The 23,433-nt window shown below is 52.2% G+C and carries 21 protein-coding genes; 14 read left to right on the top strand and 7 right to left on the bottom strand.

Translation table 11 applies throughout. The features are described 5' to 3' along the window. Positions 1–50: 50 nt before the first annotated feature. Complete coding sequence (locus MCG44_RS02400) at positions 51–1,400, bottom strand: sn-glycerol-1-phosphate dehydrogenase (protein ID WP_240286613.1); 1,350 nt, start codon at positions 1,398–1,400, stop codon at positions 51–53. Positions 1,401–1,423: 23 nt separating this feature from the next. Next, positions 1,424–2,146, bottom strand: a complete 723-nt coding sequence (locus tag MCG44_RS02395; protein WP_240286611.1) for a phosphomannomutase — start codon at positions 2,144–2,146, stop codon at positions 1,424–1,426. A 131-nt stretch (positions 2,147–2,277) separates the two neighbouring features. On the opposite strand from MCG44_RS02395, the gene MCG44_RS02390 reads away from it, so the two are divergent. Further along, positions 2,278–3,039: a DeoR/GlpR family DNA-binding transcription regulator gene (locus MCG44_RS02390; protein WP_186853397.1), complete on the top strand. Its 762-nt coding sequence runs from the start codon at positions 2,278–2,280 to the stop codon at positions 3,037–3,039. Between the two features lie 89 nt (positions 3,040–3,128). Here MCG44_RS02390 and MCG44_RS02385 read toward each other — a convergent pair whose 3' ends face one another. Then, positions 3,129–3,884, bottom strand: coding sequence for a DeoR/GlpR family DNA-binding transcription regulator (locus MCG44_RS02385; protein ID WP_186853396.1), 756 nt, complete (start codon positions 3,882–3,884; stop codon positions 3,129–3,131). Positions 3,885–4,104: 220 nt separating this feature from the next. Here MCG44_RS02385 and MCG44_RS02380 point away from each other — a divergent pair, with 220 nt between their 5' ends. The 7 genes from MCG44_RS02380 to MCG44_RS02350 all read left to right on the top strand — a co-directional run bounded on the left by MCG44_RS02380 (position 4,105) and on the right by MCG44_RS02350 (position 11,674). After that, positions 4,105–5,358 (top strand): sn-glycerol-1-phosphate dehydrogenase, encoded by a 1,254-nt coding sequence (locus MCG44_RS02380; RefSeq protein ID WP_240286609.1) that lies wholly within the window; start codon positions 4,105–4,107, stop codon positions 5,356–5,358. Between the two features lie 74 nt (positions 5,359–5,432). Next, positions 5,433–6,551 carry an ABC transporter ATP-binding protein gene (locus MCG44_RS02375; protein ID WP_147573425.1) on the top strand — a complete coding sequence of 373 codons (1,119 nt, stop codon included), beginning with the start codon at positions 5,433–5,435 and terminating at the stop codon, positions 6,549–6,551. An 18-nt stretch (positions 6,552–6,569) separates the two neighbouring features. Beyond that, positions 6,570–8,222 carry an ABC transporter permease gene (locus MCG44_RS02370; RefSeq protein WP_147573426.1) on the top strand — a complete coding sequence of 551 codons (1,653 nt, stop codon included), beginning with the start codon at positions 6,570–6,572 and terminating at the stop codon, positions 8,220–8,222. An 80-nt stretch (positions 8,223–8,302) separates the two neighbouring features. Further along, positions 8,303–9,415: an extracellular solute-binding protein gene (locus MCG44_RS02365; protein WP_147573427.1), complete on the top strand. Its 1,113-nt coding sequence runs from the start codon at positions 8,303–8,305 to the stop codon at positions 9,413–9,415. A 112-nt stretch (positions 9,416–9,527) separates the two neighbouring features. Then, on the top strand, positions 9,528–10,223 hold the full coding sequence (locus MCG44_RS02360; protein WP_317246522.1) for an L-ribulose-5-phosphate 4-epimerase: 696 nt from the start codon (positions 9,528–9,530) through the stop codon (positions 10,221–10,223). Between the two features lie 33 nt (positions 10,224–10,256). Further along, positions 10,257–10,967, top strand: a complete 711-nt coding sequence (locus MCG44_RS02355) for an MgtC/SapB family protein (RefSeq protein ID WP_240286607.1) — start codon at positions 10,257–10,259, stop codon at positions 10,965–10,967. A gap of 14 nt (positions 10,968–10,981) precedes the next feature. Further along, complete coding sequence (locus MCG44_RS02350; protein ID WP_240286606.1) at positions 10,982–11,674, top strand: MgtC/SapB family protein; 693 nt, start codon at positions 10,982–10,984, stop codon at positions 11,672–11,674. Positions 11,675–11,897: 223 nt separating this feature from the next. Here the strand turns inward: MCG44_RS02350 and MCG44_RS02345 are convergent, their stop codons facing one another. Continuing rightward, positions 11,898–13,694, bottom strand: a complete 1,797-nt coding sequence (locus tag MCG44_RS02345) for a sigma-54-dependent Fis family transcriptional regulator (protein ID WP_240286603.1) — start codon at positions 13,692–13,694, stop codon at positions 11,898–11,900. 272 nt (positions 13,695–13,966) lie between these two features. On the opposite strand from MCG44_RS02345, the gene MCG44_RS02340 reads away from it, so the two are divergent. From MCG44_RS02340 to MCG44_RS02325, 4 genes are read left to right on the top strand one after another with little or no spacing between them, the layout of a single operon-like run. Then, positions 13,967–14,674 (top strand): N-acyl homoserine lactonase family protein, encoded by a 708-nt coding sequence (locus MCG44_RS02340; RefSeq protein WP_186853392.1) that lies wholly within the window; start codon positions 13,967–13,969, stop codon positions 14,672–14,674. A 24-nt stretch (positions 14,675–14,698) separates the two neighbouring features. Continuing rightward, positions 14,699–16,006: a GntP family permease gene (locus MCG44_RS02335; protein ID WP_240286601.1), complete on the top strand. Its 1,308-nt coding sequence runs from the start codon at positions 14,699–14,701 to the stop codon at positions 16,004–16,006. Positions 16,007–16,066: 60 nt separating this feature from the next. Continuing rightward, the gene (locus MCG44_RS02330; protein WP_240286599.1) at positions 16,067–16,339 is read left to right on the top strand and encodes a UxaA family hydrolase; all 273 of its coding nucleotides are present in this window, start codon (positions 16,067–16,069) and stop codon (positions 16,337–16,339) included. A 15-nt stretch (positions 16,340–16,354) separates the two neighbouring features. Then, the gene (locus MCG44_RS02325) at positions 16,355–17,584 is read left to right on the top strand and encodes a UxaA family hydrolase (protein ID WP_186853389.1); all 1,230 of its coding nucleotides are present in this window, start codon (positions 16,355–16,357) and stop codon (positions 17,582–17,584) included. A gap of 352 nt (positions 17,585–17,936) precedes the next feature. On the opposite strand, the gene MCG44_RS02320 is transcribed toward MCG44_RS02325, so the two are convergent. From MCG44_RS02320 to MCG44_RS02310, 3 genes are all read right to left on the bottom strand, one after another. Beyond that, positions 17,937–18,890: a LysR family transcriptional regulator gene (locus MCG44_RS02320; protein ID WP_240286597.1), complete on the bottom strand. Its 954-nt coding sequence runs from the start codon at positions 18,888–18,890 to the stop codon at positions 17,937–17,939. Between the two features lie 285 nt (positions 18,891–19,175). Continuing rightward, a complete protein-coding gene (locus MCG44_RS02315) occupies positions 19,176–19,412 on the bottom strand; it encodes a hypothetical protein (RefSeq protein WP_147573432.1) in 237 nt (78 codons plus the stop codon). Between the two features lie 13 nt (positions 19,413–19,425). Further along, positions 19,426–20,793, bottom strand: coding sequence for a TRAP transporter large permease subunit (locus MCG44_RS02310; protein ID WP_240286595.1), 1,368 nt, complete (start codon positions 20,791–20,793; stop codon positions 19,426–19,428). A gap of 715 nt (positions 20,794–21,508) precedes the next feature. Between MCG44_RS02310 and MCG44_RS02305 the strand changes: the two genes are divergently transcribed. Both MCG44_RS02305 and MCG44_RS02300 read left to right on the top strand, forming a co-directional pair. After that, a complete protein-coding gene (locus tag MCG44_RS02305; protein ID WP_240286592.1) occupies positions 21,509–22,444 on the top strand; it encodes a hydroxyacid dehydrogenase in 936 nt (311 codons plus the stop codon). Positions 22,445–22,505: 61 nt separating this feature from the next. Beyond that, positions 22,506–23,432, top strand: a complete 927-nt coding sequence (locus MCG44_RS02300; protein ID WP_240286590.1) for a fumarylacetoacetate hydrolase family protein — start codon at positions 22,506–22,508, stop codon at positions 23,430–23,432. Position 23,433 lies beyond the last annotated feature (1 nt).

Below are 23,433 nucleotides of genomic sequence, written 5' to 3'. Positions count from 1 at the left end.
CGTTGTGTTAAATCTAGGGCAAATTATTTGTGTGCCCTTCTATTCCCTGCTCACCCGATCTCTTCGATCACCTGATCAGAGATAGAGTCCAACAGGTCCAGATCCCACATCATCTGAAGAATCGTATATCTAGCCCTTATTTCTTTGCAGTAGAGGAATGTATCCTTCAACAGCTTCTGGTCGATGCCAATTCCCTCCGGCCGGCAGGGCGCCCCCAAGCCGGACAGCAGGTCCGCCACATAGTCGGAAGTGGGTAAGGTCCGAAGCAGGGCCGAGATCTCGCTCCAGCGGCGCTCCATGGTATCGATGCGCGCTAGCCGGCCGGCGGAGGCATTCTTACCCGCCTCTTCTTCCATCTCAATCACTCCAGGGGCGGCAGGGCCGTAGGCTCTCTGGATCTCCTCGCGCCACTTGACCGGGTCATATGCCTCCGCCGCCCTGCGGGCGGCATCAAAATCCACCTTCCGCTCCAGCAGCAGTTCCACCGCTTTCAGGACCAGAACAGTACCTACGCCTACCTGAGCTCCATGGGGAGCTGGCCGCTGGCCCCGCTGCTCCAGGATGGTTTCCCAATAATGAGACATATGGTGCTCACAGCCGGAGGCAGGTCTGGAATTGCCGTACAAGCTCATAGCCACACCGGTTAAGACAAGCCCCTCCATGATATCTCCCAACACCTTTGGGTCCCGTTCCTTAGCCCGACCAGCCACCGGAAGCAGGTCCTGGACACACTTCTCCACCAGCTCCATGATCCGCTCACACTGATGCTCCCCCGTAATGATATGGGACAGCCGCCAGTCACACAGGCAGGTACATTTTCCAAGCAGATCACCCAGTCCGGCCGCTATCATTGGATAGGGGGCATTTTTCAAAATTTCTGTGTCCCCAATGACCGCAAGCGGGGTCTGTGCCTGGAAGGTGGTCTTTAGATGGTTCACATGGATGGCCGCTATGCTGGACGCGAATCCATCCATAGGGGCCGCTGTGGCAACAGTAAAGAAGGGCCTCCCTAGCTTAAAGCTGAAATACCGGGTCATATCGTTAATGGTTCCGGTGCCTACGGCCACCACCAGGTCACAGTCCTGGGGCATATGAATGACCAACTCCCCCAGGGTAGCCTCGTCAAACTCCAAATGGGTCAGTTGGATGATCTCAGCCCGGATACCCGCCTGAGCCAGGATATCCATGCATTTTTGGCCAGCAATCCCATAGGTGATGTGGTCACTGACCAGATAAAGACTGTGGAACCCCAATTCCTTTACAAATTTCGGCAGGTCCGAAAGGGCATCCTTCCTCACACTTACATACTTTAAGGGAGCGCTGTGGGTCTTTCCACAGGGACAGGTAAATGTCCGATTCAAATAGTCGTTCAGCCCATGAGGAGTATGATATAATTCCATTTCTCGATTCTCCTTTTTCGCCTTTATCTCAAAAATTCATTGAGCACCGTCCCCAGCTGGCGGTAGTCGTCGATAGTATAAAATGTAAAGTCAGAGCGGTATATGCTCTCGTCATTGCCACCAGGGCCGTAGTCATCCCCCACATAGACCACTTGGTCATGAGACAGCCCCCGCTCCTCACAGTAGCGGTCTAAGGCATAATATTTACTGTATGGCCGGGGAGCCAAGTCAAAGGAGGAGGATCCACCCACATACACTGTATAGTCCAAGAACAGTTCCTTCACATAGGGGTAGATGGCTCGGCGGCGGCTCCGGTCCGGGTCAAAGGACAGCTTTTCCCTGCTGTCCGCTTCAGTTCCAAGCAGTGGGAGGGTGACACATCCAGAAGGATGGTACTCCACCGATTCCCCCGCATAGTTCATGTAACCAAACTGTCGGCGCAGCTGGTCCATTCGCCGGTCAACCGACTCCCGGTCACAGCGCACCGATATGTTCCGGACTACCTCCATCTCTCCTCGTTCCTGACAGTATTCCCATTCCTGCATCCCGTAATTGGCCAGGATATCAATGGGATAGCCGCCCATCTGTCGAAAAATCCTGGAGCCTGAACCGGCCCCCACAATTAGCAGCCGGTAGAGCTGGGCTAGACGATCCAGCACTTTTTTATTCTCCTCCCCTAAAGGGCATTTGTGCTGCGTTATCGTACCGTCCATATCAAAGGCGATCATCTGGATCCTTTTCCCCACTTTTTCTCCTCCCAGCCGCTTGCATTTTTCTGTTATTTCATTTATACTGAAACTATACACTATTGTGCATTTTTGTCAATGACCGGCGCAAAAAAGCAAAAACAATCACAAATGTTCAAGAGGAAATGATTATGTCGAGAAAGGACCGGTTGCTAAACATCCTGGATTTCTTAAATGACCACAGCTTTGTCACCGTAGATACCCTGAGCCGCCACTTCTTTATCAGTCCCCCCACGGTCTATCGAGACTTAAGGGAGCTGGAAGAACAGATGTTGATTATCCGTGGCAATGGCGGGGCAATGCGCATCTCCGCTGACAGGACCAGTATGCCGCTGGATATCCGCCGGACCATCCACGCCAAGGCCAAAGCCGCCATCGCCCACCGGGCCATGGAGCTAGTCCGCCCACATACCTTTCTCTTTTTGGACGCCTCCTCCACCACTGGCTATCTCATTGACTGCTTCAGTCCCAGTTTGGATCTGACTGTACTCACAAACGGGGTTTCCGCCGCGGTACAACTTACACAGAGGGGGATCCGAACCTATTATACTGGCGGCCGCTTTTTTGGCAGTTCTACTGCGGCCGGGGGCAAGATATCCTATGACTCTTTGGACCGCTTTCATATTGATATGCTTTTTTTCTCCTGTTATGGTGTAGAGCCCAAAGGGGCCATTGTTGATCCCTCTGAGGAGGAAACGCTTCTGCGCCGCCACCTTCTTCGCCGGCCGATCACAAGCGTCTTTTTGTGTGATGGGAGCAAATTTGGCAAGGGATCCATTTTTCGGGTCGCTTCTTTAGATCAGGTGGACTATATGGTCACCGATTCCCCGCTCCCCCCCGCCTACCCATTGCCCCGTCGGGGCATCCTGGTCGCCTCTCAGGACGGAACATAAACAGGCGGCGGAGCGGATCACCCGGACAGGTGTTCCAGCTCCACCGCCTTTTTTGTCTCAAAACGCGCTTGATCCGCCCTTCTGCCTGTTCACTTCTCCTCAACTAAGATTATTTCCTTTTTGGGGGAAGGATAAGATTCTGGCACTGGACTGTCGGTAATCATATAGTCTATCTCTGATAGAGACGCGATATTATATACCGCTGAGTGGCCAAATTTACTCCCATCGCATAGAAACACGCTGACCGCCGCGTTTTTCAGCAGGAAAGCCCTCAACTCCGTTTCTTTCTCTGAGGTATCCACGATCATTCCCTTCTCATTTACTCCTGATGCTGAGAAGAACATTACGTCGATATTAAAGTTCGCGGCTGTTTCAATGGCCATGGCCCCCCCCACAGAGGAGGAGCTTCCGATTACCTCGCCCCCAAGGCAGTAGGTTCGCAGGCCCAGGCTTTTCAAATGGGCGCCAGTCGTCAAGCTGTTGGTAATGACAATGATATCAGGACGCCCTTTTAAATAGTCGCACAGATAAGAAGCAGTGGTGGAACCGTCGAGAAAGACCACCATATTGTTAAGAGCAAATTTTACGGCCTCCCGGGCCAAAAGATTCTTTTTCTTGTAGTTGACGCTCTTTCGGAAGTCCACCGGAGCTATCACATTCTCCGTCGGAATGTGCATAGCTCCGCCGTGATTGCGAATGATCAGCTTTCGGCGGGCCAGCTCAGTCAGATCACGCCGGATAGTAGGCATACTAACCAAAAGGCTTTTGCTCAGTTCCTCTACCGTGGCAAATTCCTTCTCCGCCAGGACCTTTAGTAGTTTTTGATGTCGTTCTTCTTTCAGCATAGTCCCCTTCTCCATGAGCGAAAATGATTTTTTATTGTTCTATATTAACACTGTTGACAGAAATGCTCACTTCAGTTATTATAGTGGCTATAAAATATGTACAAATCACGAGCCATTTTCCTCCCTTTTGTTTATATATTAACAAAAGGAAATGTTGAAGTCAATGCGCTTGTCTTGTTTCCCTTTCGTTTCTGTTCGAATACCCAGGAGGTCCTGAAATGTGAAAATAGACGCCAACCATTTGAGCGGACCCTGCTCTTGCGGCGGGGAACACCTCCTTGCGACCCAGATATGTGTCATTCAGGAAGGGGCTCTTTTCCATCTGGAGGAAATTCTTTCCAGCATTCCCGTTGTTGGAAAGCGTTGTGCGGTCTACGATGAAAATACTTACCGCGCCATCCCAAATTCCATACACCCTAGAGCGGAGCAGGAAATCATCCTATCCCCCTCTGGGCTCCATGCCGATGAGAACTCTACCGCCAGCGTGTTAGCTCGTCTGGAACCAGATATTCAAGTGATGCTGGCCATTGGCGGGGGTACTGTCCACGATATCACCCGCTATTGCTCGACGGAGCGGGGTATTCCATTCATTTCTATCCCTACCGCCGCCAGTTGCGATGGTTTCTGCTCCAATGTGGCGGCCATGACTTGGCATGGATATAAAAAAACGATACCCTGTCAGGCACCGCTCCTTGTCGTGGCCGATCTTGATGTGATCTCCGCCGCCCCCTGGCGGCTCACCGCAAGCGGGATTGGCGATATGCTGGGCAAATTCATTGCTTTGACTGATTGGCGCATCTCCCATCTCCTCACTGGAGAAAAGCTTTGCCCAGTCATCTATCAAATTATGGAGGATGCTGTTGACAGCATTTGGACCAGATGCCGCGACCTGCGCAGCGGCGGCTCCGCCGCTTACGAGGCGGTAGTCTACGGGCTTTTGATGAGCGGACTTGCCATGCAGATGATTGGCACCTCCCGCCCTGCCTCTGGAGCGGAACACCATGTATCCCATTTCATTGAGGTGGAGCCAGCGGCCCTGCGCACTCATAGCAGCGCTCTCCACGGAGAGAAGGTTGGCGTCGGCACGCTTCTCATCGCTCAGGAATATCAGCGCCTATCCCAGATAGAGAACATCGCCTCACTGGCGCTGCCCTATGCCCCTGTGTCAGATGAGCGGCTGATGGAAGTGTTTGGCCCCAGGCTTTTCTCCGCCTGCCGGGAGGAAAACCTCCATGACTGTCTGGCCCAGGTAACGCCGGAGCGGCTGATACAGCAGTGGCCTCAGATACGGCAAATCATTGCGAAAATCCCTCCCGCCGCTCAGATCCATCAGTTTTTAACGGACCTGAAGGCAAGTGCCTCCCTGTCTGACCTGGGCGTCCCTGAAGCGGCTCTGGAACTGATTTTGGAGGCCTCCCCTCTGATCCGGAACCGGCTCACTTTTATGCGCGTCCGGCGGATAATCCGCCATTAAAAGATAAAAAAGCAGATACAGACAAAAAGCAGACCGCCTGCCGGCCATGTGTGTATTTGAGAGGAGAATGTACTGTGAGTGTGACCATTTCGATCAAGCACGCCTTAAAGAAGTACGGGGAGAATGTGATAATCCCTGACCTGAACCTAGATATCAAGGAGGGAGAATTCTTCACTCTGCTGGGGCCCTCTGGCTGTGGTAAAACCACCCTGCTTCGGATGATCGCCGGTTTTAACTCCATCGAGGGAGGAGACTTCTATTTCAGCGATCGACGCATCAATGACCTGGATCCCGCTAAACGCAACATTGGCATGGTGTTTCAAAACTACGCCATCTTCCCCCACATGACTGTGCGTAAAAATGTGGAGTTCGGTCTGAAGAACAAAAAGCTCCCAAAAGCTGAAATTGCCTCCAAAACCGACGAGTTCATGAAGCTGATGCAGATTGACCAGTATGCCGACCGCCTGCCGGAACGTCTGTCTGGCGGACAGCAGCAGCGTGTTGCTCTAGCTCGTGCCCTGTGTATCCAGCCCGACGTTCTGCTTTTTGATGAACCGCTCTCCAATCTGGACGCCAAGCTCCGGGTGGAGATGCGGACCGTCATCAAGAACATCCAGCACAGCGTCAATATCACTACTGTTTACGTCACCCATGACCAGGAGGAGGCCATGGCCGTTTCCGACCGGATCGCTGTCATGAAGGATGGCGTTATCCAGCATGTCGGAACGCCCAAGAATATCTACCAGCGGCCTGCCAACTTGTTCGTATCTACCTTTATTGGCCGCTCCAATGTGATGAACGCCAAGCTGGTAGTCGAGGGCGGCAGAACCTATCTGCTTACGCAGAAGGGGCATCGGGCCGAGATCCAGAACGTGATGGACCAATACCGCCAGAACCAGGACGTGATCATGTCCGTCCGGCCGGAGGAATTCCTGCTCACCCAGGATGCCACTGTGGATGGCATTGACGGAGTGGTGGATGACTGTGTGTTCCTCGGCCTGAACACACACTATTTTGTCCATTTGGATTCCGGCGAGGAAGTGGAGATCATCCAGGAGTCCTCTATCGACAGCATCATCCGCCCTGGCACTCACATTAAGCTGCAGCTAAACACAGAAAAAGTCAATGTGTTCACCGCCGATGGCTCCGCCAATATCCTCACCGGCGTGTGCAACGACTGCGCTGCATCCTGACAGAGGAGGGCGCATAGTATGACAGTAAAAAAGAAAAAGTTTGAGCTATGGACGGTGGTCTCTCTGGTCCTGCTGGCCACCTTCCTGCTCTTCCTGGTCTACCCCATGTTTGGTCTGCTGAAGCAGTCAGTCATCACACCCGAGGGCCAGTTCTCCCTGGCGGAGTTCACCAAATTTTTCAGCAAGTCCTACTACACAGACACCATGGTCAACAGTATGCTGGTGACCGTCTCCGTCACCGCAGTCTCCCTGATCCTGGGCATCCCTATCGCCTATTTTTACTCCTTTTATAAGATCAAGGGCGCCAAAGCCCTGTTTGTCATCTCCATCTTGTGCTCCATGTCCGCCCCCTTCATCGGGGCCTACTCCTGGATCATGTTGTTGGGCCGTTCCGGCGTCATTACCCAGTTCCTGCTTGGTCTAGGCATTGACATTGGAAGCATCTATGGCTTTAAAGGTATCTTGTTGGTCCAGTCGCTCAAGTTCTTCCCCCTGGTGTTCATCTATATGAACGGCGCATTCAAGAATATCGACAACACCTTGATGGAGGCCTCCGCCAACATGGGCTGCACTGGTGTCAGCCGTCTGTTCCGCATCGTGCTGGCTCTGTCCATGCCCACCATCCTAGCCGCCGGCCTGATGGTGTTCATGCAGGCCTTTGCCGACTTCGGCACCCCTATGCTCATGGGCGAGGGCTTCCAGACCTTCCCCGTGCTGATCTACAACCAGTACCTGGGTGAGGGCGGCCAGAACTTCAACTTCGCCGCAGCCCTTGCTATGATTGCGGTCATTATCACCGCTGTGGTCTTCGGCATTCAGAAGTTCGCCACCAGCCGCTTCAAGTTTTCCATGAACGCCCTGCACCCCGTGGAAAAGAAGGACGCCAAGGGCCTGTCCGGTTTCCTGATGCATCTGTACTGCTATGTGCTGGTGGCTGTGGCCTTCCTGCCCCAGCTGTACATTATTTACCTGTCCTTCCGCAACTGCTCTGGCGCAGTCTTCAAGCCCGGCTTCTCTCTGGGCAACTACGAGGCCGCCACCAAGAAGCTGCTGGGCCGCTCTATTAAAAACACCACCGTTATGGGTATCCTGGCACTGGTCATCATCATCGTGATCGCGGTGCTCATCGCCTATCTGGTGGTCCGCCGCTCCAGCGCCCTGAACAACACCATCGATACTCTGTCTATGCTGCCCTACATTATGCCAGGCGCTGTCATTGGCTTGGCCCTGCTGATTGCTTTTGGCAAGAAGCCCTTTGCCCTCACCGGTACCATGACCATCATGATCATCGCCCTGGTCATCCGCCGTCTGCCCTACACCATCCGTTCAGCAACGGCCACGCTGATGCAGATCTCCATGAGTATCGAGGAAGCAGCCATCAGCCTAGGCGCCTCCAAGGCCAAGACCTTCGTAAAAATCACCGTCCCCATGATGGCAAACGGCATCTTCTCCGGCGCCATCCTCAGCTGGGTAGCCATTGTGACGGAGCTTTCCTCCTCCATCATCCTATATAACCAGAAGAGCATTACCCTGACTATGTCCACCTATGTGGCCATCAGCCGAGGCAACTACGGTCTGGCCGCCGCCTTCGCCGCCATCCTTACGCTGATCACCACCATCTCCCTGCTCATCTATCTGGCTGTGACCAAGTCGGAAGACGTCCGTCTCTAACCCCCTTCCCGGCTTATCTGCGGCCCTGCCGCATGTAAGTATACACCTTATTCTGAGAAGAATGAAAAGGAGAATGAACCATGAAAAAGTTACTTGCCCTTGCCCTGGCCTCTGCCATGGCCCTGTCTCTGGTTGCCTGTGGCTCCAGCGATGACAACAAGAGCGGCGGAACCTCCACCCCCAGCACCGGATCCAGCACCAGCACTGGTGCCGGCTCCAGCGCCGAGGAGCCCGTTGAGCTGTCCGGCGACCTGGTCCTCTACTCCTCCATGACCGACCCCGACCTGGATGCTCTGATCACCTGCTTCAATGAGAAATACCCCGATATTGAGGTGGAGGTTGTCAACGGCTCCGCCGGCGAGCTGACCACCCGTCTGACTGGCGAGGCATCCAACCCCGTGGGCGACCTGGTCTGGGGCGGCATGGCCGACTCCGACGGCGACCGCTACGCTGACATCTTCGAGTCCTGGGTCTCCGTGCATGATGCCGAGAATATGCCCGGCTACACCTCCCCCAACGGCCTGTACTCCATGGACCATCTGTCCACTGTCGTCTTCTGCATCAACAAGGATCTGGAGGCCGAACTGGGCCTGGAGATCAACTCCTACGAGGACCTGCTGGATCCCAAGCTGAAGGGTCAGATTGTCACCGCCGATCCCAACAGCTCCTCCTCCGCCTGGAACAACCTGTCCAACATCATGGCCGTCTACGGCATGGACTCCGACGAGGCCTGGGCCTACATCGAGAAGCTGATGCCCAACCTGGTCATCGCCGGCTCCTCCTCCGCTGGCTTCAAGAGCGTCCAGCAGGGCGAGTACGCCGTGGGTCTGACCTACGAGGACGGCGCTGTTACCCTGATCAAGGATGGCGCTGACAACATCCGTCTGCAGTACCCCGAGGAGGGCACCTCCGCCACCGCTTTCGGCGTGGCTCTGGTCAAGAACGGCCCCAACCCCGAGAACGCCAAGGCTATGATCGACTTCATCTGCTCCGCCGAGGGTCAGACCGCTCTGGCCGCCTATCAGGAGGGCACCCTGCGCTACACCAACGCCAACTATGAGGCTCCCGAGAATGCCTGGCTGGCCCCCTCCTCCGACATCAAGTGGGTGGACCGCGATGTGTCTTACCTGACTGAAAATAAGGACGCCATTCTGGAGCACTGGAATGAGCTGTGGGCTGAGGTCATGGGCTAATCCCTTTTGGGGGAAACACCTAGCTAACCTCTTCGTTTTACCTTGTAAGGATCGGGGTGGTCAGTGTTCTGACCACCCCGGTCTTTCTTGATACATCAGGGAGGATCTATTTATGCTGGAAACACTGAAACGGGAGGTCTGCGACGCCAATCTGAAGCTGGTAGAGTATGGCCTTGTTATTCTTACCTGGGGGAATGTTTCCGCTCTGTCTGAGGACGGCAAATTCGTCGTCATTAAGCCCAGCGGGGTGGATTATTCCTCCATGTGTCCAGAACAGATGGTCGTCACCGATCTGTCCGGAACCGTGGTGGAGGGCGAGCTTCGCCCCTCCTCCGACCTATTGACCCACCTAGAATTGTACCGTAGCTTTGCTGGCGTAGGCGCCGTGGTTCACACCCACTCTCCTTATGCTACGGCGCGGGCTCAGGCAGAACTGGATCTGCCGTGCTATGGAACTACTCATGCCGACTCCTTTTACGGTGCCATCCCCTGCACACGCCACCTGACCAAGCAGGAGGTGGACCAAGCGTATGAGGCCAATACCGGCCTTGTCATCGCAGAGACCTTTCGCCATCGGAAATTGGACCCCATGGCCATCCCAGGAGTGTTAGTATGCAAGCATGGTCCCTTCTCCTGGGGCGCCAACTGCAAAAAAGCTGTGGAAAATGCCCTTATCCTGGAGGAAACAGCCCGCATGGCATTGATTACGACCCAGTTCTCCCCCCAGGCCGAGCCAGCTCCCCAGTATCTTTTGGATAAGCACTATTTCCGGAAACATGGGGCCAACGCCTACTACGGGCAAAATTAACCTTTGAGCTGTTCTTGAAAGGGCGGTGAGCCTATGATCGAAGCATTGGACTATTTCCGAGAGCTGAATACAGTATCTGTTTTGCTGAGGCTGACGCTCGCCATGCTGCTCGGTGGTATGATAGGTCTGAACCGGGGTCGTAAACGGCGGCCGGCTGGCTTTCGCACCTATATGCTGGTATGCCTTGGCGCCGCCCTGACCATGATTCTGGGGCAGTACGAGCACTATATCCTCAACACCCTCTGGGAAGGACGCTATGGCCTGCGCACCGATATTTCCCGCATCGGCGCCCAGGTTATCAACGGCATCGGCTTTTTAGGTGCCGGGACCGTTCTGGTCACTGGAAAGCAGGAGGCAAAGGGCCTGACCACTGCCGCCGGTCTGTGGGCTTCGGCCTCCATGGGGTTGACCATTGGAGCTGGCTTCTACGAGTGTGTGGCTCTGGCATTTCTGCTGATCTTTCTTGCAGTCTGGCTGCTCCCCCGTCTGGAAGTTTTTATCATAGAGCGCTCCCGAAACATCAATATCTACGTGGAGTTCACCTCACTAGATGATATTGGTCAAATCATTGCCTGCATCAAAGCCCATAACTCCCATATTTATGATGTTGACATCAACCGTGACAAGGAGAGGGCTCGCCCCAGTGCCATTCTCTCCATCCGGCTGGAGGAGCGGATGCCCCACACCAAGCTTCTGGCTGATATCTCGGCGCTGGACTGCATTTATTCCATTGAAGAAACATGAGGGGGGAAGCCGCCGTGTTATCCATATTTCATGAATTGCGTGATGTCACCCTGCTCTCTGTCGCTCTGCGTATGCTGCTGGCTTCTCTCTGTGGTGGAGTCATCGGCATCGAGCGAGAGTATAAACGCCGTCCAGCCGGCTTCCGCACCCATATTCTGATCTGCCTGGGTGCCGCCATCACTACTCTGACAAGCCAGTATCTCTATATGTACATGGGCTATGATACAGATATTTCCCGCTTGGGGGCCCAGGTAGTGGCCGGAATCGGCTTTATCGGAGCTGGCACAATTATTGTCACCCGTCGTCAGCGGGTCAAGGGGCTCACTACCGCCGCCGGCCTCTGGACCACTGCCATTGTTGGTCTGGCTATCGGCAGCGGGTTTTATGAAGGGGGGCTTTTCGCCACCATTCTTGTCATGATCGCCGAGTTGGTTTTCTCCAAGTTAGAATACCGCATCCTAAACCATGCCCCCGAAATCAACCTGTACATGGAATACACAGATTCCCAATGTCTGGACCAGGTATTAGTCCTGTTCCGGGATCTGGCCGTGAAGGTGCGAAACATGGAAATCACCCGTTCAACCGGCAGCGAGCGCCATAATGCCTGCGCCATCTTTACTCTGGCGCTCAATAAAAAGCACACTGTAGAAAGTGTGCTCAACTCAGTGCTCATGGTAGAGGGAGTTATTTCCGTGGAAGAGCTGTGACCCTGAAAGCCCATCTCTGCTTCCGGCCATATGGACAGTAAGTCTTACATCGTGGGAGAGGTAACGCAAAAGAGTTACCTCTCCCACAATCTTTTAAGGTCACAGGGACCTCGCTATGCTGTCGTAGCAGATGTGAGGCGTGGGTTTTGCCTGTTAGCGCCGGATCAAATACCTTTTCCCGCACAATAATGAAAGAAACAGTGGAACCAGGACAGGGATAACGTCAACTTTCTTTGTTACGCTTAAGCATATTCCAAACAGTAGACCGGCACACGTCTAACCGCTTTGCGGCCCGGCAACGGTTGCCCGCTTCTTCCTCTAATACGAGACGCACGATGTCGTAATTGATAGCCTCCAAACTCTGATTTAGATTGACGGCGGCGAAGCCTCGAGGCAGTAACTGACTGCGTTGAGGAAGTTCCTCACGAATTAACTTGCGGACTTCTTCTGCCTGGATATAGGGACCAGGGGTAGTAAGCATCAAGGTGCGCATCATGCGGCTAAGTTGAGCCAAATTTCCATCAAATCCAAATTGCTGGAGCAGAGCCATGGCCTCGGAGGCAAATCCAATAATTCCTTTTCCCAGCTCCATATTCAGCTGGTTAATATACAACGCGGTGATACCCGGTATATCCTGACGGCGCTGACGCAAGGCAGGCAGACGCAGTACAACAGTAGAAAAATGATTTTTCAGATATGTAAGCACATATTCATCTTCTATATCAGGGCGGTCCAGCACACCAGAAAACAATAGACGGTTACGTTGGCACAGATTGCTTTGCTCCATAAAACGGAACAGCTCCTCCGCAGTTTCATTTTCCAGCCGATCCACTGAGCGTAGATAAATAGTAATTCCTGTGCGAAAGAACGGCGAACTGTCCCGGCTGAGAAGCGCCTTCCATCGCCGGGGAGTTAGTACCTGGCAGTCCACTGTCACCATCATCCGCTCATGAAAGGGCCCATTCCGGTATAGGATAGAGGCCACCGTGTCTTTTCCCGTTCCAGTCTCTCCGAGGATCAGAACGGGCCAGATACTCTGGTAATAGGCGGGTATCCTTCGGCCGATCTCCCCTACCAGCACCGCACACCCCACTCGAGATACATCGTTAAATAAGGGTTCGTTTCGGTGCGTGATGGTTACTCCCTTTCCCGTCTCCACAGGCATAGTCTGTGCCTGCCGCACCTGAATACACAGACATCGTTGTCCACAATGCTCCAATCCAAATGCCGACAGAAACAGCAGCTCTCCCTTCCATTCTAATTCTCGCTGCACGGGCTCATTTCCCACAGTCAGACAGGGAAGCATCATTTGTATCTGCTCCACCAGGCCCACCCAACCCGGTTGCTGCTCTAGGTTGGAGAAAATTAGTCTTCCGCCAGGTGTAAACAGAGATGTACCGGGTGCCAACACCCCTAGTAACTTTTGCAGCGCAGCGTTCTGCTTCTGAAAGTGTCCATATTTTGCGCACACATGGACGGCCTCATCAAAAGCGGCCGCAATGCTGGCCTCATCAGACGAGAGAAACATGGCGTTCATACCTAGTTCTTCAGCGTTGACCATACTCACCCGATCACACAGGATCAGTTCTACTCCCTGGTCCCGTAATCTCTGCAGCTCCCCCTTGATGTCGCTCTCAGCAGTGATGGTACATACCGTAAAATCATACTGCATCATAGCCGAAAGCTGCACCGCGCACTCCGTGATGCCGGAAAAGCCTACTACCGCAAACTTTTCTAAGTAATGCTGCGCTGACTTCAGACAGCGCAGCACATCATATACTGATACATCAATCTCCACTACCGGGATAGACGCGGCTGTACGCAACAATTCCGCTGTGCCCCCTCTGGAAACGATAGCATCATAGCGGTAATCAGGCTCCTCCCGTAATACCTCAAGGCAAGTCTTATAGTTACCCAGCTTTACAGTCAATTCAATATCATTGCGATTCTGTCCTACTTGTTTCATAACAGATGCCATACCCCAATAAGGCGCAATGGCCAAAATCTTGATCTTGTCCATCTCCGTCCCCTCCATCTGTCTAAATTTCAAACATTTTTTGATATTTTAACATATAGAATCACTTTTGAAAAGAAAAAATAATTCATTTTGTTTAAAAAATAGTCATTTTTTCTCATTTTCCATGTTGTTACTTTCTTTTCTAAGCTACTATACTCTATACAGTGGTAGTCCATAACGACGGATATACCAAAGAGTGTATCTCTGCGCATGAGATTCGATGTTGTCTGTTTACTTTTCAAGGGAGGAACGATATTTTGAACTACCAAATTGATTTGCTAACCAAAGTATTTCCTGGCAAGTCCAGTGCCGGTGCGCTGGGACTGAGTACCTGCGCACTACTTCGTGCCCCGGGACACACCCTCCTGTTTGACACAGCGGCTCATGGGGTTATTAAGACCATCCAAAATTCTCTGGCAAGATTGGAGGTCGCACCAGAGACTGTGGACACTATTTTTCTCAGCCATATGCACTATGACCATCTGAACAATGCAGCCTATTATCCAAACGCCCAAATCATTGTGGGGCGCAGTGAATGGGAATACGCTACCACCTCCAAGGACGAGTGGACCCCATTAGAGAGCGTGCTGTACTTACAACATTGCCGTCAAGTGCGTCTGGTAGATGATGGTGAGGAAATCCTACCTGGAATCCGAGCAATCTGGACTCCGGGCCACACGCCAGGACACATGAGTCTGGCCGTTGACACTCCGAAGGGTGTAGTAGTCCTGGCTGGTGACGCAGTGAAAAACCGCAGTGAACTGGAATTGGAGTATTCCGACCAGTATGTAGATCAGCAAGCCAGCACCGCCAGCATCAAAAAGATTAAGTCGATGGCTTATAAGGTTTTGCCTGGCCACGACGGCTATTTGCTGGTTCAGGACGGAAAAGTCGTTCCTGAGCAAGAATTGGTTTTGGACATTATGCTTCCGCGCGGATGTATGGACGGCGACAACGGCGTATACCATCTGTCAGTAAAGTAATTGAGAAAGGAGCGTGTATCTTCTATGGACAATACTCCGGTTATGATTTTCGGTATTATTTTCGCCTTTGTCCTTTTGGCCTATATGTGTATGAAGGGCTGGAGCGTCTTTATTTCTGCCCCCATTTGTGCTATCATTGTTTCTATCACCTCCGGGATGAACCCCCTAACCTCTATTACCGATACCTTTTTGTCCGGTACTGGAAATTATCTGGCCCAGTGGTTTGGGCTATTTATGCTAGGCGCTCTATTTGGTAAGATTATGGAGGCTTCGGGAGCGGCCGCCTCCATTGCCCGCTCTGTTACCGAACTGATTGGCCCTCAAAATGCTGTACTGGCTGTAATCCTGGCAACTTCTGTAATGACCTATGGCGGCATCAGCCTATTTGTAGTGGTATTTGTGGTCTATCCTTTTGCAGTGGATTTGTTTAAAGAAGCTGACTTACCCAAACGTCTGCTTCCTGGCTGTATTGCCACTGGTGCTTTCAGCTATACCGCCATGGCTATTCCCGGGTCTCCCCAAAATCAGAACATCATTCCTACCAATTATTTTGGAACTGACCCTACCGCCGCCCCCGTCTTGGGCTGCATTGTCGCTATCTACATTTTAGTTGTCAGCGTTTTGTATATGAATCACCGCGCCAATCAGGCCCGGAAAAATCAGGAGCACTTTGTAGCCAGCGAAAAGGATCTGGCTATTATGGAGTCCACCAAAAATATGTCCTTACCCAATGTGTGGTTGTCCATCCTCCCTTTGCTGGTAGTGGTATGTACTATCATCTTCGTGAAGTGGAATACCATGGTCTGCCTATTGCTGGGCGTACTTTTGGCCACTCTGCTGTTCTTCCCTCGGTTGAAGGGATGTATGCGTGAAACATTCAATCAAGGCGCTGCCAACTCCATGACCGCTATCATGAACACCTCCCTTACAGTTGGTATGGGCAATGTGATCCAAGCCTCTGCGGCCTTTACTATTATTTGTAACGCCATTGATACTCTTTCCAGCGGAAATGGGCTGATCTACGAGTTTATTTCTGTCAATATCCTGGCTGGAGTTACTGGTTCTGCTTCCGGCGGTCTGAGTATTGCCCTAGAAACCTTATCCGAGCGCCTGCTGGCCACCGGTCTCAACCCAGAAATTCTTCACCGTGTAGCTTCCATCTCCGCTAATGGCTTAGACTCCATGCCCTGGTGTGGAGCGGTCATGACCATGTTTGCCGTATGCGGCGTCACTCACAAAGACTCCTATCGTGATGTGGCAGTAGTTAATATTGCTATTACCGCCAGTGGTGCTATTCTGGCTATCATTTTGGGATCCATGGGTGTTTGCTGATGTCCTGCTTTGGCCAAGCTATACGGCCTTTACAAGTATTTTTTTAGAAGGGATGCTGTTATGCTTCGAAAAAGTCTTATTATCAATCCCACTGATACTGTGGCCATGGTTCTAGAGGATGCCCTCAAGGGGGACACTATCCAGACTCCTCAGGGACAAACTGTCACTTTGTTGTCTGATGTGGAGTTTGCTCACAAGGTCAGCATTTTGGATCAGAAAAAGGGTGATCCCGTCATAAAATACGGGGAGGAGATCGGCTATCTATTGGAAGATACTCCGGCTGGTAGTTGGATTCATACCCATAATATGGACTGCGACCGTGGCACAAAATAAGGAGGGCCCTTCACTATGGAAACAACATTTATGGGATACCGTCGTCCTGACCACACAGTGGGCGTAAGAAACTATTTGGCAATCATTCCATCTGTTTTCTGCGCCAATACTACAGTGGAAAAAATTGCTTCTCAGATTCCCGGTTCCGTTCCAATGCCTCATGTAGTAGGCTGTGCTCAGGTGGGCTTTGACTTGGAGCTGACTGCCAGGACTTTGAAATCTATGGCCTGTCATCCTAACGTAGGCGCTGTATTAATTATTGGCCTAGGTTGCGAACGATTTAATCCCCAGGAGTTGCTGGATGCTGTTCGGGAAACACAAAAGCCTGTGGCTATGTTTATTATCCAAAACGAGGGAGGTACCAGCGCTACTATCCGCCGGGCCGTTGAAGCCGGGAAGGAAATGAAAGCAACGCTGGATCAGATGAAGCGAGAGCCCTGCCCCTTGTCCGCCTTGATGGTAGCCACCAAATGTGGAGGTACCGATGCTACCAGCGGCTTGGCTGCCAACCCAGCCGTGGGATGTGCGATGGACCGTCTGGTTGCAGCTGGAGGCAGTGCTATCCTTTCAGAGTGTAACGAGCTGCTTGGTACCGAGGACTATTTGGCCCGGCGGGCGGTTAGCCCAGAAGTGGCAAGAAAGGTCTATGATGCCATCTACGGAATTGAAGATGTACTGCGCAGCGGCCTGGATCCGACTTTGCCTGCCAACAGAAATTTCCTTATTTCCCGTGGCAACTTCGATGGGGGAGTGAGCAGCATCGTGGAAAAGGCCCTAGGCGGTGTACACAAGTCTGGTACCTCGCCTATCGTGGACGTCATCGAATATGCTACCCGCCCCGAATTAGATAAACATGGTTTATTCCTAATGGATTACGAGAGTCATGATGGAGAAGTAGTCACCGGTATGATTGGCTGCGGTGCCCAGCTTGTGGCATTTACCACCGGCCGGGGAAATCCTACCGGCCACCCAATCGCCCCAGTAATCAAGATCACGGGCAACTCCAGAACCTTCCACAGCATGGAAGAAAACTTTGACTTTGACGCCAGTTCGATCATCTCTGAAGGTCGGCCTGTGGATGAAGTAGGCCATCAACTGCTGGATTTGATTGTCCGGGTAGCAAGTGGTGAGTTAACCAGCGCTGAACGGTTTGGTGGCACAGAATTATTCTGTGTAGGTCGTCGTCATGGCTACCGCAGAAAGACCCGCGAAGAGCTCTGGGCAGGCCATAGTTGTCCTTTGTAATATGGAGAAATTGTTTTGCGGCCTTTTATAGCTCCATAGGCGCTACGGGATAAGATCAGTGAGGAGAGCCTCAACCGCTACAAGGGAGACGTGCTTTTCTGCGGCACCCGCAATATACATAGCACCATCAATACTACGCGGGGTGTTCACCGCGGGCAAGCACATCTCTTGTCCGGAATATTACACAGCCAAAAATTTTTAAAACCACCGGCACAGCCGGTGGTTTTTTGTTGTATTAAAAGGTTGGAGAGGCAGTTGTATGCCTCTCCCGTCTTAGCAACTGGGTTCCATCTCTATTTTCTCACATATATCCTGGGTAATAGCAGGATCAAAGAGTCCTTACCTGAACGGTTCAGGTAAGCTGAAGGGGGTGATTATTTTGGAAAAGATCCAAGTAGTAGTTACGAACTAGGTCCATGGCATCCTGAATCAAGGGAGTGAGATAACCGTTTTTCTTGTAGATCAGAGAGAGCGGAATCATCAAATCTTGGGACCGCAGGTCAAAAGCCACCAATTCCGGTCGAGACATAGCATCCTTCAGCCCAGTCTCCACCATAAAGCAGAACCCCAACCCCTTAGCCACCAGCCCCAAAGCTGTACTGTTGTTGGTAGTATAAAGCCGGTCAGGAAAAAGGAGTCGGTTTCGCTCTAGAAAATTGTTCACTTGCCGGCCCACAGTCAGGCTGCGGCTGAGAGAGATCAAACGTTGTCTGCTGAGAGGCTGCAGATCGAGATGCCTACCCGCCGACCACTGATTGAGAAAGTTCTGTGTTGCCTCGTTGTAACGGTTCATCACCAGCAAAATGCGCTCATGGGCAATGACCTCCTGAACCAGGGTGTCTGGGATCCCAATCACAGCAGTGTTCATGATGGAAAAATCGACTTGCTCGTTGATCGTAAGGGTTGCCAGCTCGCTCACTGGAAATTCAAAGAGTGTCACCTGAGCCTGGGGATGCTGTGCCAAAAAATCGGGGAGAATTTCGGGAAGGAGGAGTGATCCCCGCCAAGTACCCAAGCCAATATTGAGCTCCTGACTGCGATTGCTGTTTAGACTACACAGGTCGGACTGGAGTTTCTGATACAAATGGTCGTTGCTCTCCAAATAACTCTGGTAAATACGTCCCGCTTCAGTAAGCTGAATGGGGTTCCGGGATCGGTCAAAGAGTTTGACTTCCAGGGCGTCCTCCAGCTTCGCAATGTACTGGCTGAGAGAGGACTGAGAAATATACAGCTTCTCCGCCGCTCTGGATATGCTTTTTTCTCTGGCGATGGTTAAAAAATATTCCGGATTTCGATTGATAACCATAAAATAAATCTCCTTCCCAGAGCAAAGCGGATACCTTAGGGCACTAAAAAAATTAACTTATATGTCTATGACTTTAACCATTGTATCACGATGTTGATTGACTGACAAGGAGGCACTTATCTGCTGCGCATTTGTTCTCATGAGCCATTTTTTATGCCAAATATCTTCTTATGTGTCCAAAATTAAATTTTTTATGGACCCTCACCCTGTACAGAGCAGAAAAGGATAGCAGGATGAAAACACGCTCCGGCATATCATGCCGGAGCGCTGCTAATTGATTTCAATTTAATCGTTCGTTTTCTTATTGGGGCGCAAATAACTGAGGAGAACCACTGCAACCACCATCACCGCGGCCACAACGCCAGCTTTTGGCATGATAAAATCATAGATCCATACAGAGGCAGGACCGTTCATGATGAACAGGCAGACAACCTGAACCAACAGCATGGCGATTAAGCTTAACACAAAGACAGTCAGGCAAACAGTATATATCACATCGAGCAGCTTACAAAATCCCTTCATATCTTACCCTCCCTTAAGCGTTTGCAATAGGCAGGACTCCCAGAGCAATCAGTCCGCCCAGGATTGTAATCGGAATAACGTAATGGAACACGAGTGGGAAGAAGGTTTTACCTACGTCTTTCACATCGGCTAGGCTGCAGGCGACAAAGATCGGCGGAGAACTGGGAGGAGACGCGCCCTCAGTGGACATCCAAATGAGGAAGGCGGCCAGCGCGGCCACAGGGCTGCAGCCCACACCCACCAGAGCGGTAAAAGCCACAAGGCCCGTAGCCATGGTGGTGGCTACACCGCCCAGAGGGCCTCCAACCAACGCTACCAGAGCACCCACAATGAACACCATAACCACCTTGGGCAGATCCAAAGCGGCCAGCAGAGCACTCAGATCGTCGCCAAAGCCGATGCTGGACAAAGCGCTGCTGCCGGCGATGGCGAACAAGAACACACCGCCCACTCCAAGGAAGTTGCTCTGTGTTTCTTTCAGCAGCCCGATCCAGCCGCTGACGCTGTGAGGCAGACGCTTCCAGCCCTCAATGATGGCAATAATGCTCATAAGAATGGGGACCCAGACGACAATGCTGATAGAACCAACGCCATCTTCACCAAAGGATGGAATAGATTCCAGTACGCCAGCCAAGGGGCTCAAAGTGAGAACCAGGGGGACAATAATGCTGACAAACATCATCAGTGCGGGCCAATTTTTCTTCAGGGACTCGCCCAGAGGAAGAATTTGATCCTGTGGGGTGGCCTGGATATGGTTGCGTCCGACATAAAAGCGAACCACAAGCAGACGGTAGGCCACACACCAAAGGCCTGCAGTAAGCATGGCTACATAGAAAGTATCAATGGTGACCAGAGCAGCCACCTCGGCCATACCCAGCATCAGGAACATAGCCGAACTTGCGGGGAAAGACTGACCAGAGCCGGCGTTTCCAGCAGTCAGAGTAGCGGCAAGCTCTCTGGGCCAGCCGGTCTTAACCAGCCAGGGGATAGTAATGGTACCCACAGTCGCGGCGTTGGCGGTAGAGTTGCCTGACACCAGACCCAGCATTCCACTGGCCAGTACAGCCACATAGCCTGGGCCACCGCGCAGACGACCGACAAGGGAATTAAGAATCTCAATCAATTCACCGATAATCCCTGTTTTTGTCATGATGGCCGACATAAAGACGAACATCATAGTGGCCACGAAAATTTCGTCAGTAGCTGCCGCACAGAATGCCTCTACAACCGTTGTAATGTAATTGTCGATTCCTCCAAATGCGGCCGCAACGAGAAAGCCCAGCAACATGGCCTCTGTGATAGACCGTTTGACTACTGCGTTCCACACAATAACGACAGCCAGATACACCACAAATGCCCATACGCCAATTCCAATTTCCAAAAGAACCCCTCCTTGTATATCATACTGGTACATTCAGGCTAAGGAAGCAATACACTTCCTCCTCTTCTACGGTTTCACTTTTACGCGGATAGGCAATCCCCCTTTTTCTATCTACCAATCGCCTTTTGTGTCCCCTTGCCGACCATAGTTTTGTATCGTCAGCATCCCGGTTTCAGCTGGAAGCACAAAGTCGATAGTGGCTGTCATCATAACGTGTAGTCCAACAAACACCCGGCAGGCGCAGCCTGACCGGCTCTTCGTCCCTGTGCCTCAGTATTCCATAGGGTGGTCGTTGGCTTGAATATCTGCAATATTTACAGATTGACATATAAATTTTATAACATCTTTACACGAACTAAGACGGATCAAGTTTTCCTCCCCACCTGTATGCCGCATGGGGACAGGAGGCTATATAATGGATATTATGCACAAACTTGTCCGCTTTTAATTGTGCATTTTCATACTTTATGGTAGCAGTAACGAGAGATAAAGTCAATTTTAAAGTTGCCAATGGCGATATTAGTAAACTCTTATAATGCCACGGCAAGCCCACACACTATAAGTTCTCACTTATAGAAACATGTGTATTAAAGTATTGGAAAAGACGGTATCTATCAGGTATGCTGAAAAGCAGAACGAGGATGTTCACAGGCTGCCCGTGGCAATGCCAGACTGGGACTCAAAATCAATCAAATCTGGAAAGGAAGCAATCAGCATGGGAAAAATTTTAATTACAGAATCCGTTCACGCTGTAGGGCCTGACATTCTATCGAAAGCAGGACATCAGGTGGTCTATGCCGATCGGGATATGGATGTGATCCGCCGTGAAATCGTTGACGCGGACGCCGTCTTTGTTCGCATCATCGAGTTGCCCCAATCGTTGCTGGAGACTGGGAAAAACCTGAAAATAGTCAGCAAGCACGGCGTGGGTGTGGATAACATCGACCTGGAATACTGCAAGAAGGCAGGGATCGCGGTCACCATTACCCCGGATGCCAACGGCCTGTCAGTCGCTGAACATGCCTTTGCTCTGATGATGTCCCTGTCTAAAAAAATCATTCCTGTCTCTAAGGCTTACAAGGAGATTGGATTTGCCGCTAAGAACACCTCCCCCTGCATGGAGATCTCCGGCAAGACTGTAGGCGTGGTAGGGCTTGGGAAAATCGGCACACGCTTTGCCAAAATGTGTCTCTACGGATTCGGCATGGAAGTGCTGGCTTATGACCCCTTTGTCACGGAGGCTCCTGAGGGAATTACCCTGGTTTCTGACCTAAACGATCTGCTTTGCCGGTCTGATGTTGTCTCCCTCCACTGCTCCCTGGTAGATGGCACTCGTAAGATCATCAATCAAGAGCGGCTGGCCATCATGAAGCCCTCCGCCCTACTTATCAACTGCGCGCGAGGACCTCTGGTTGATGAAGCGGCATTGATCAGCGCGCTTCAGAGCGGCAAGCTAGCTGGCGCCGGCCTGGACGTCACCGATCCGGAGCCCGCCTCCCCAGACAGCCCTCTGTTCCAAATGGACAATGTCATCGTCACTCCTCACTATGCCCCCACCACCTTGGAGGCAGCCATGCGAGTATCCACGATTGCCGCAGAAAACATTGTGTCTTATCTTTCTGGCCGTGAGCCTGTGGGACGACTCATATAAGAGTTCTAAAACGTGAACAAACTCAATTATTTTTAACAGGTATACGAAGGAGGAAATAATTATGAGACTGGCAACTATCAAGTGGAACGATACGGAGATGGCCGGCATCGTAGCCAAGAACGGCATTCTTCCCATCCGCGCCCTGAACGCGGCCAAGGGCACCGCGTGGAAGACCGATCTGCTGTCCCTGATCCAGGAGCAGCAGATCCCCGGCCTGACCGCCTGGTATAACGCCGGCGGTAAGGAGGAGCTGGATTCCATCCCCGGCCTTGTCCCCGCTGACCAGGTGGTCTATGCCCCCCTGTACCGCAACCCGAAGCGGATCTTCGGCATTGGGCTGAACTATGTGGACCATGCCGGCGACATCGGCTCTGCGGCCCCCACCGGGTTCCCCGGAAGCTTCTTTAAGATGGCTGACACTCTGATTGGCCCCGCCGATGAGATCAAGCTTCCTACCCTGAAGGAAGCCCAGAAGACTACCGCCGAGGCGGAGCTGGGGATCATCATGGGCAAGGACTGCCGCGATGTGTCCGAGGAGAACTGGCAGGACGCCATCGTGGGCTATACCACCATCCTGGACATGACCGAGGAGTCCATTCTGAAGGGCAACGACTATGTCAGCGGCAACCCCCGCTACCTGTGTATCGTGAAAAACTTCCCCACCTTCTTCTCCTTCGGTCCCCAGCTGGTCACACCCGATGAGGTGCCTGACGTGCTGAAGCTGGAGGTCCAGTCCGTGCGCAACGGCGAGGTATACGCCAAAAATCTGGTGAGCAACATGACCCACCGTCCGGCCCGGCTGGTGTCCCTGCACAGCAGCATCCAGGGCTGGTACGCCGGCGACATTCTGTCCACCGGCACCCCCCGCGCCTTTGAGATCAACGACGGGGACATGGCCGAGTGCCGGATCTACGGTCCCGACGGCTTTGAGATGGAACCCCTGGTGAACCCCGTTGTAGACTTGAAGAAGCACCCTGAGAAAGCCTGAA

It is taken from the genome of Lawsonibacter sp. OA9, from assembly GCF_022440585.1.
Note: the sequence above shows the minus strand (reverse complement) of the source record. Positions and strands in the feature narration are given on the sequence as shown.

What these genes read in the sequence shown, in the direction of transcription:
- MCG44_RS02400 (WP_240286613.1), bottom strand. Translation starts at nt 1,400, where the DNA reads ATGGAATTATATCATACTCCTCATGGGCTGAACGACTATTTGAATCGG.
- MCG44_RS02390 (WP_186853397.1), top strand. Translation starts at nt 2,278, where the DNA reads ATGTCGAGAAAGGACCGGTTGCTAAACATCCTGGATTTCTTAAATGAC.
- MCG44_RS02385 (WP_186853396.1), bottom strand. Translation starts at nt 3,884, where the DNA reads ATGCTGAAAGAAGAACGACATCAAAAACTACTAAAGGTCCTGGCGGAG.
- MCG44_RS02370 (WP_147573426.1), top strand. Translation starts at nt 6,570, where the DNA reads ATGACAGTAAAAAAGAAAAAGTTTGAGCTATGGACGGTGGTCTCTCTG.
- MCG44_RS02365 (WP_147573427.1), top strand. Translation starts at nt 8,303, where the DNA reads ATGAAAAAGTTACTTGCCCTTGCCCTGGCCTCTGCCATGGCCCTGTCT.
- MCG44_RS02360 (WP_317246522.1), top strand. Translation starts at nt 9,528, where the DNA reads ATGCTGGAAACACTGAAACGGGAGGTCTGCGACGCCAATCTGAAGCTG.
- MCG44_RS02355 (WP_240286607.1), top strand. Translation starts at nt 10,257, where the DNA reads ATGATCGAAGCATTGGACTATTTCCGAGAGCTGAATACAGTATCTGTT.
- MCG44_RS02345 (WP_240286603.1), bottom strand. Translation starts at nt 13,694, where the DNA reads ATGGACAAGATCAAGATTTTGGCCATTGCGCCTTATTGGGGTATGGCA.
- MCG44_RS02335 (WP_240286601.1), top strand. Translation starts at nt 14,699, where the DNA reads ATGGACAATACTCCGGTTATGATTTTCGGTATTATTTTCGCCTTTGTC.
- MCG44_RS02330 (WP_240286599.1), top strand. Translation starts at nt 16,067, where the DNA reads ATGCTTCGAAAAAGTCTTATTATCAATCCCACTGATACTGTGGCCATG.
- MCG44_RS02325 (WP_186853389.1), top strand. Translation starts at nt 16,355, where the DNA reads ATGGAAACAACATTTATGGGATACCGTCGTCCTGACCACACAGTGGGC.
- MCG44_RS02320 (WP_240286597.1), bottom strand. Translation starts at nt 18,890, where the DNA reads ATGGTTATCAATCGAAATCCGGAATATTTTTTAACCATCGCCAGAGAA.
- MCG44_RS02315 (WP_147573432.1), bottom strand. Translation starts at nt 19,412, where the DNA reads ATGAAGGGATTTTGTAAGCTGCTCGATGTGATATATACTGTTTGCCTG.
- MCG44_RS02305 (WP_240286592.1), top strand. Translation starts at nt 21,509, where the DNA reads ATGGGAAAAATTTTAATTACAGAATCCGTTCACGCTGTAGGGCCTGAC.
- MCG44_RS02300 (WP_240286590.1), top strand. Translation starts at nt 22,506, where the DNA reads ATGAGACTGGCAACTATCAAGTGGAACGATACGGAGATGGCCGGCATC.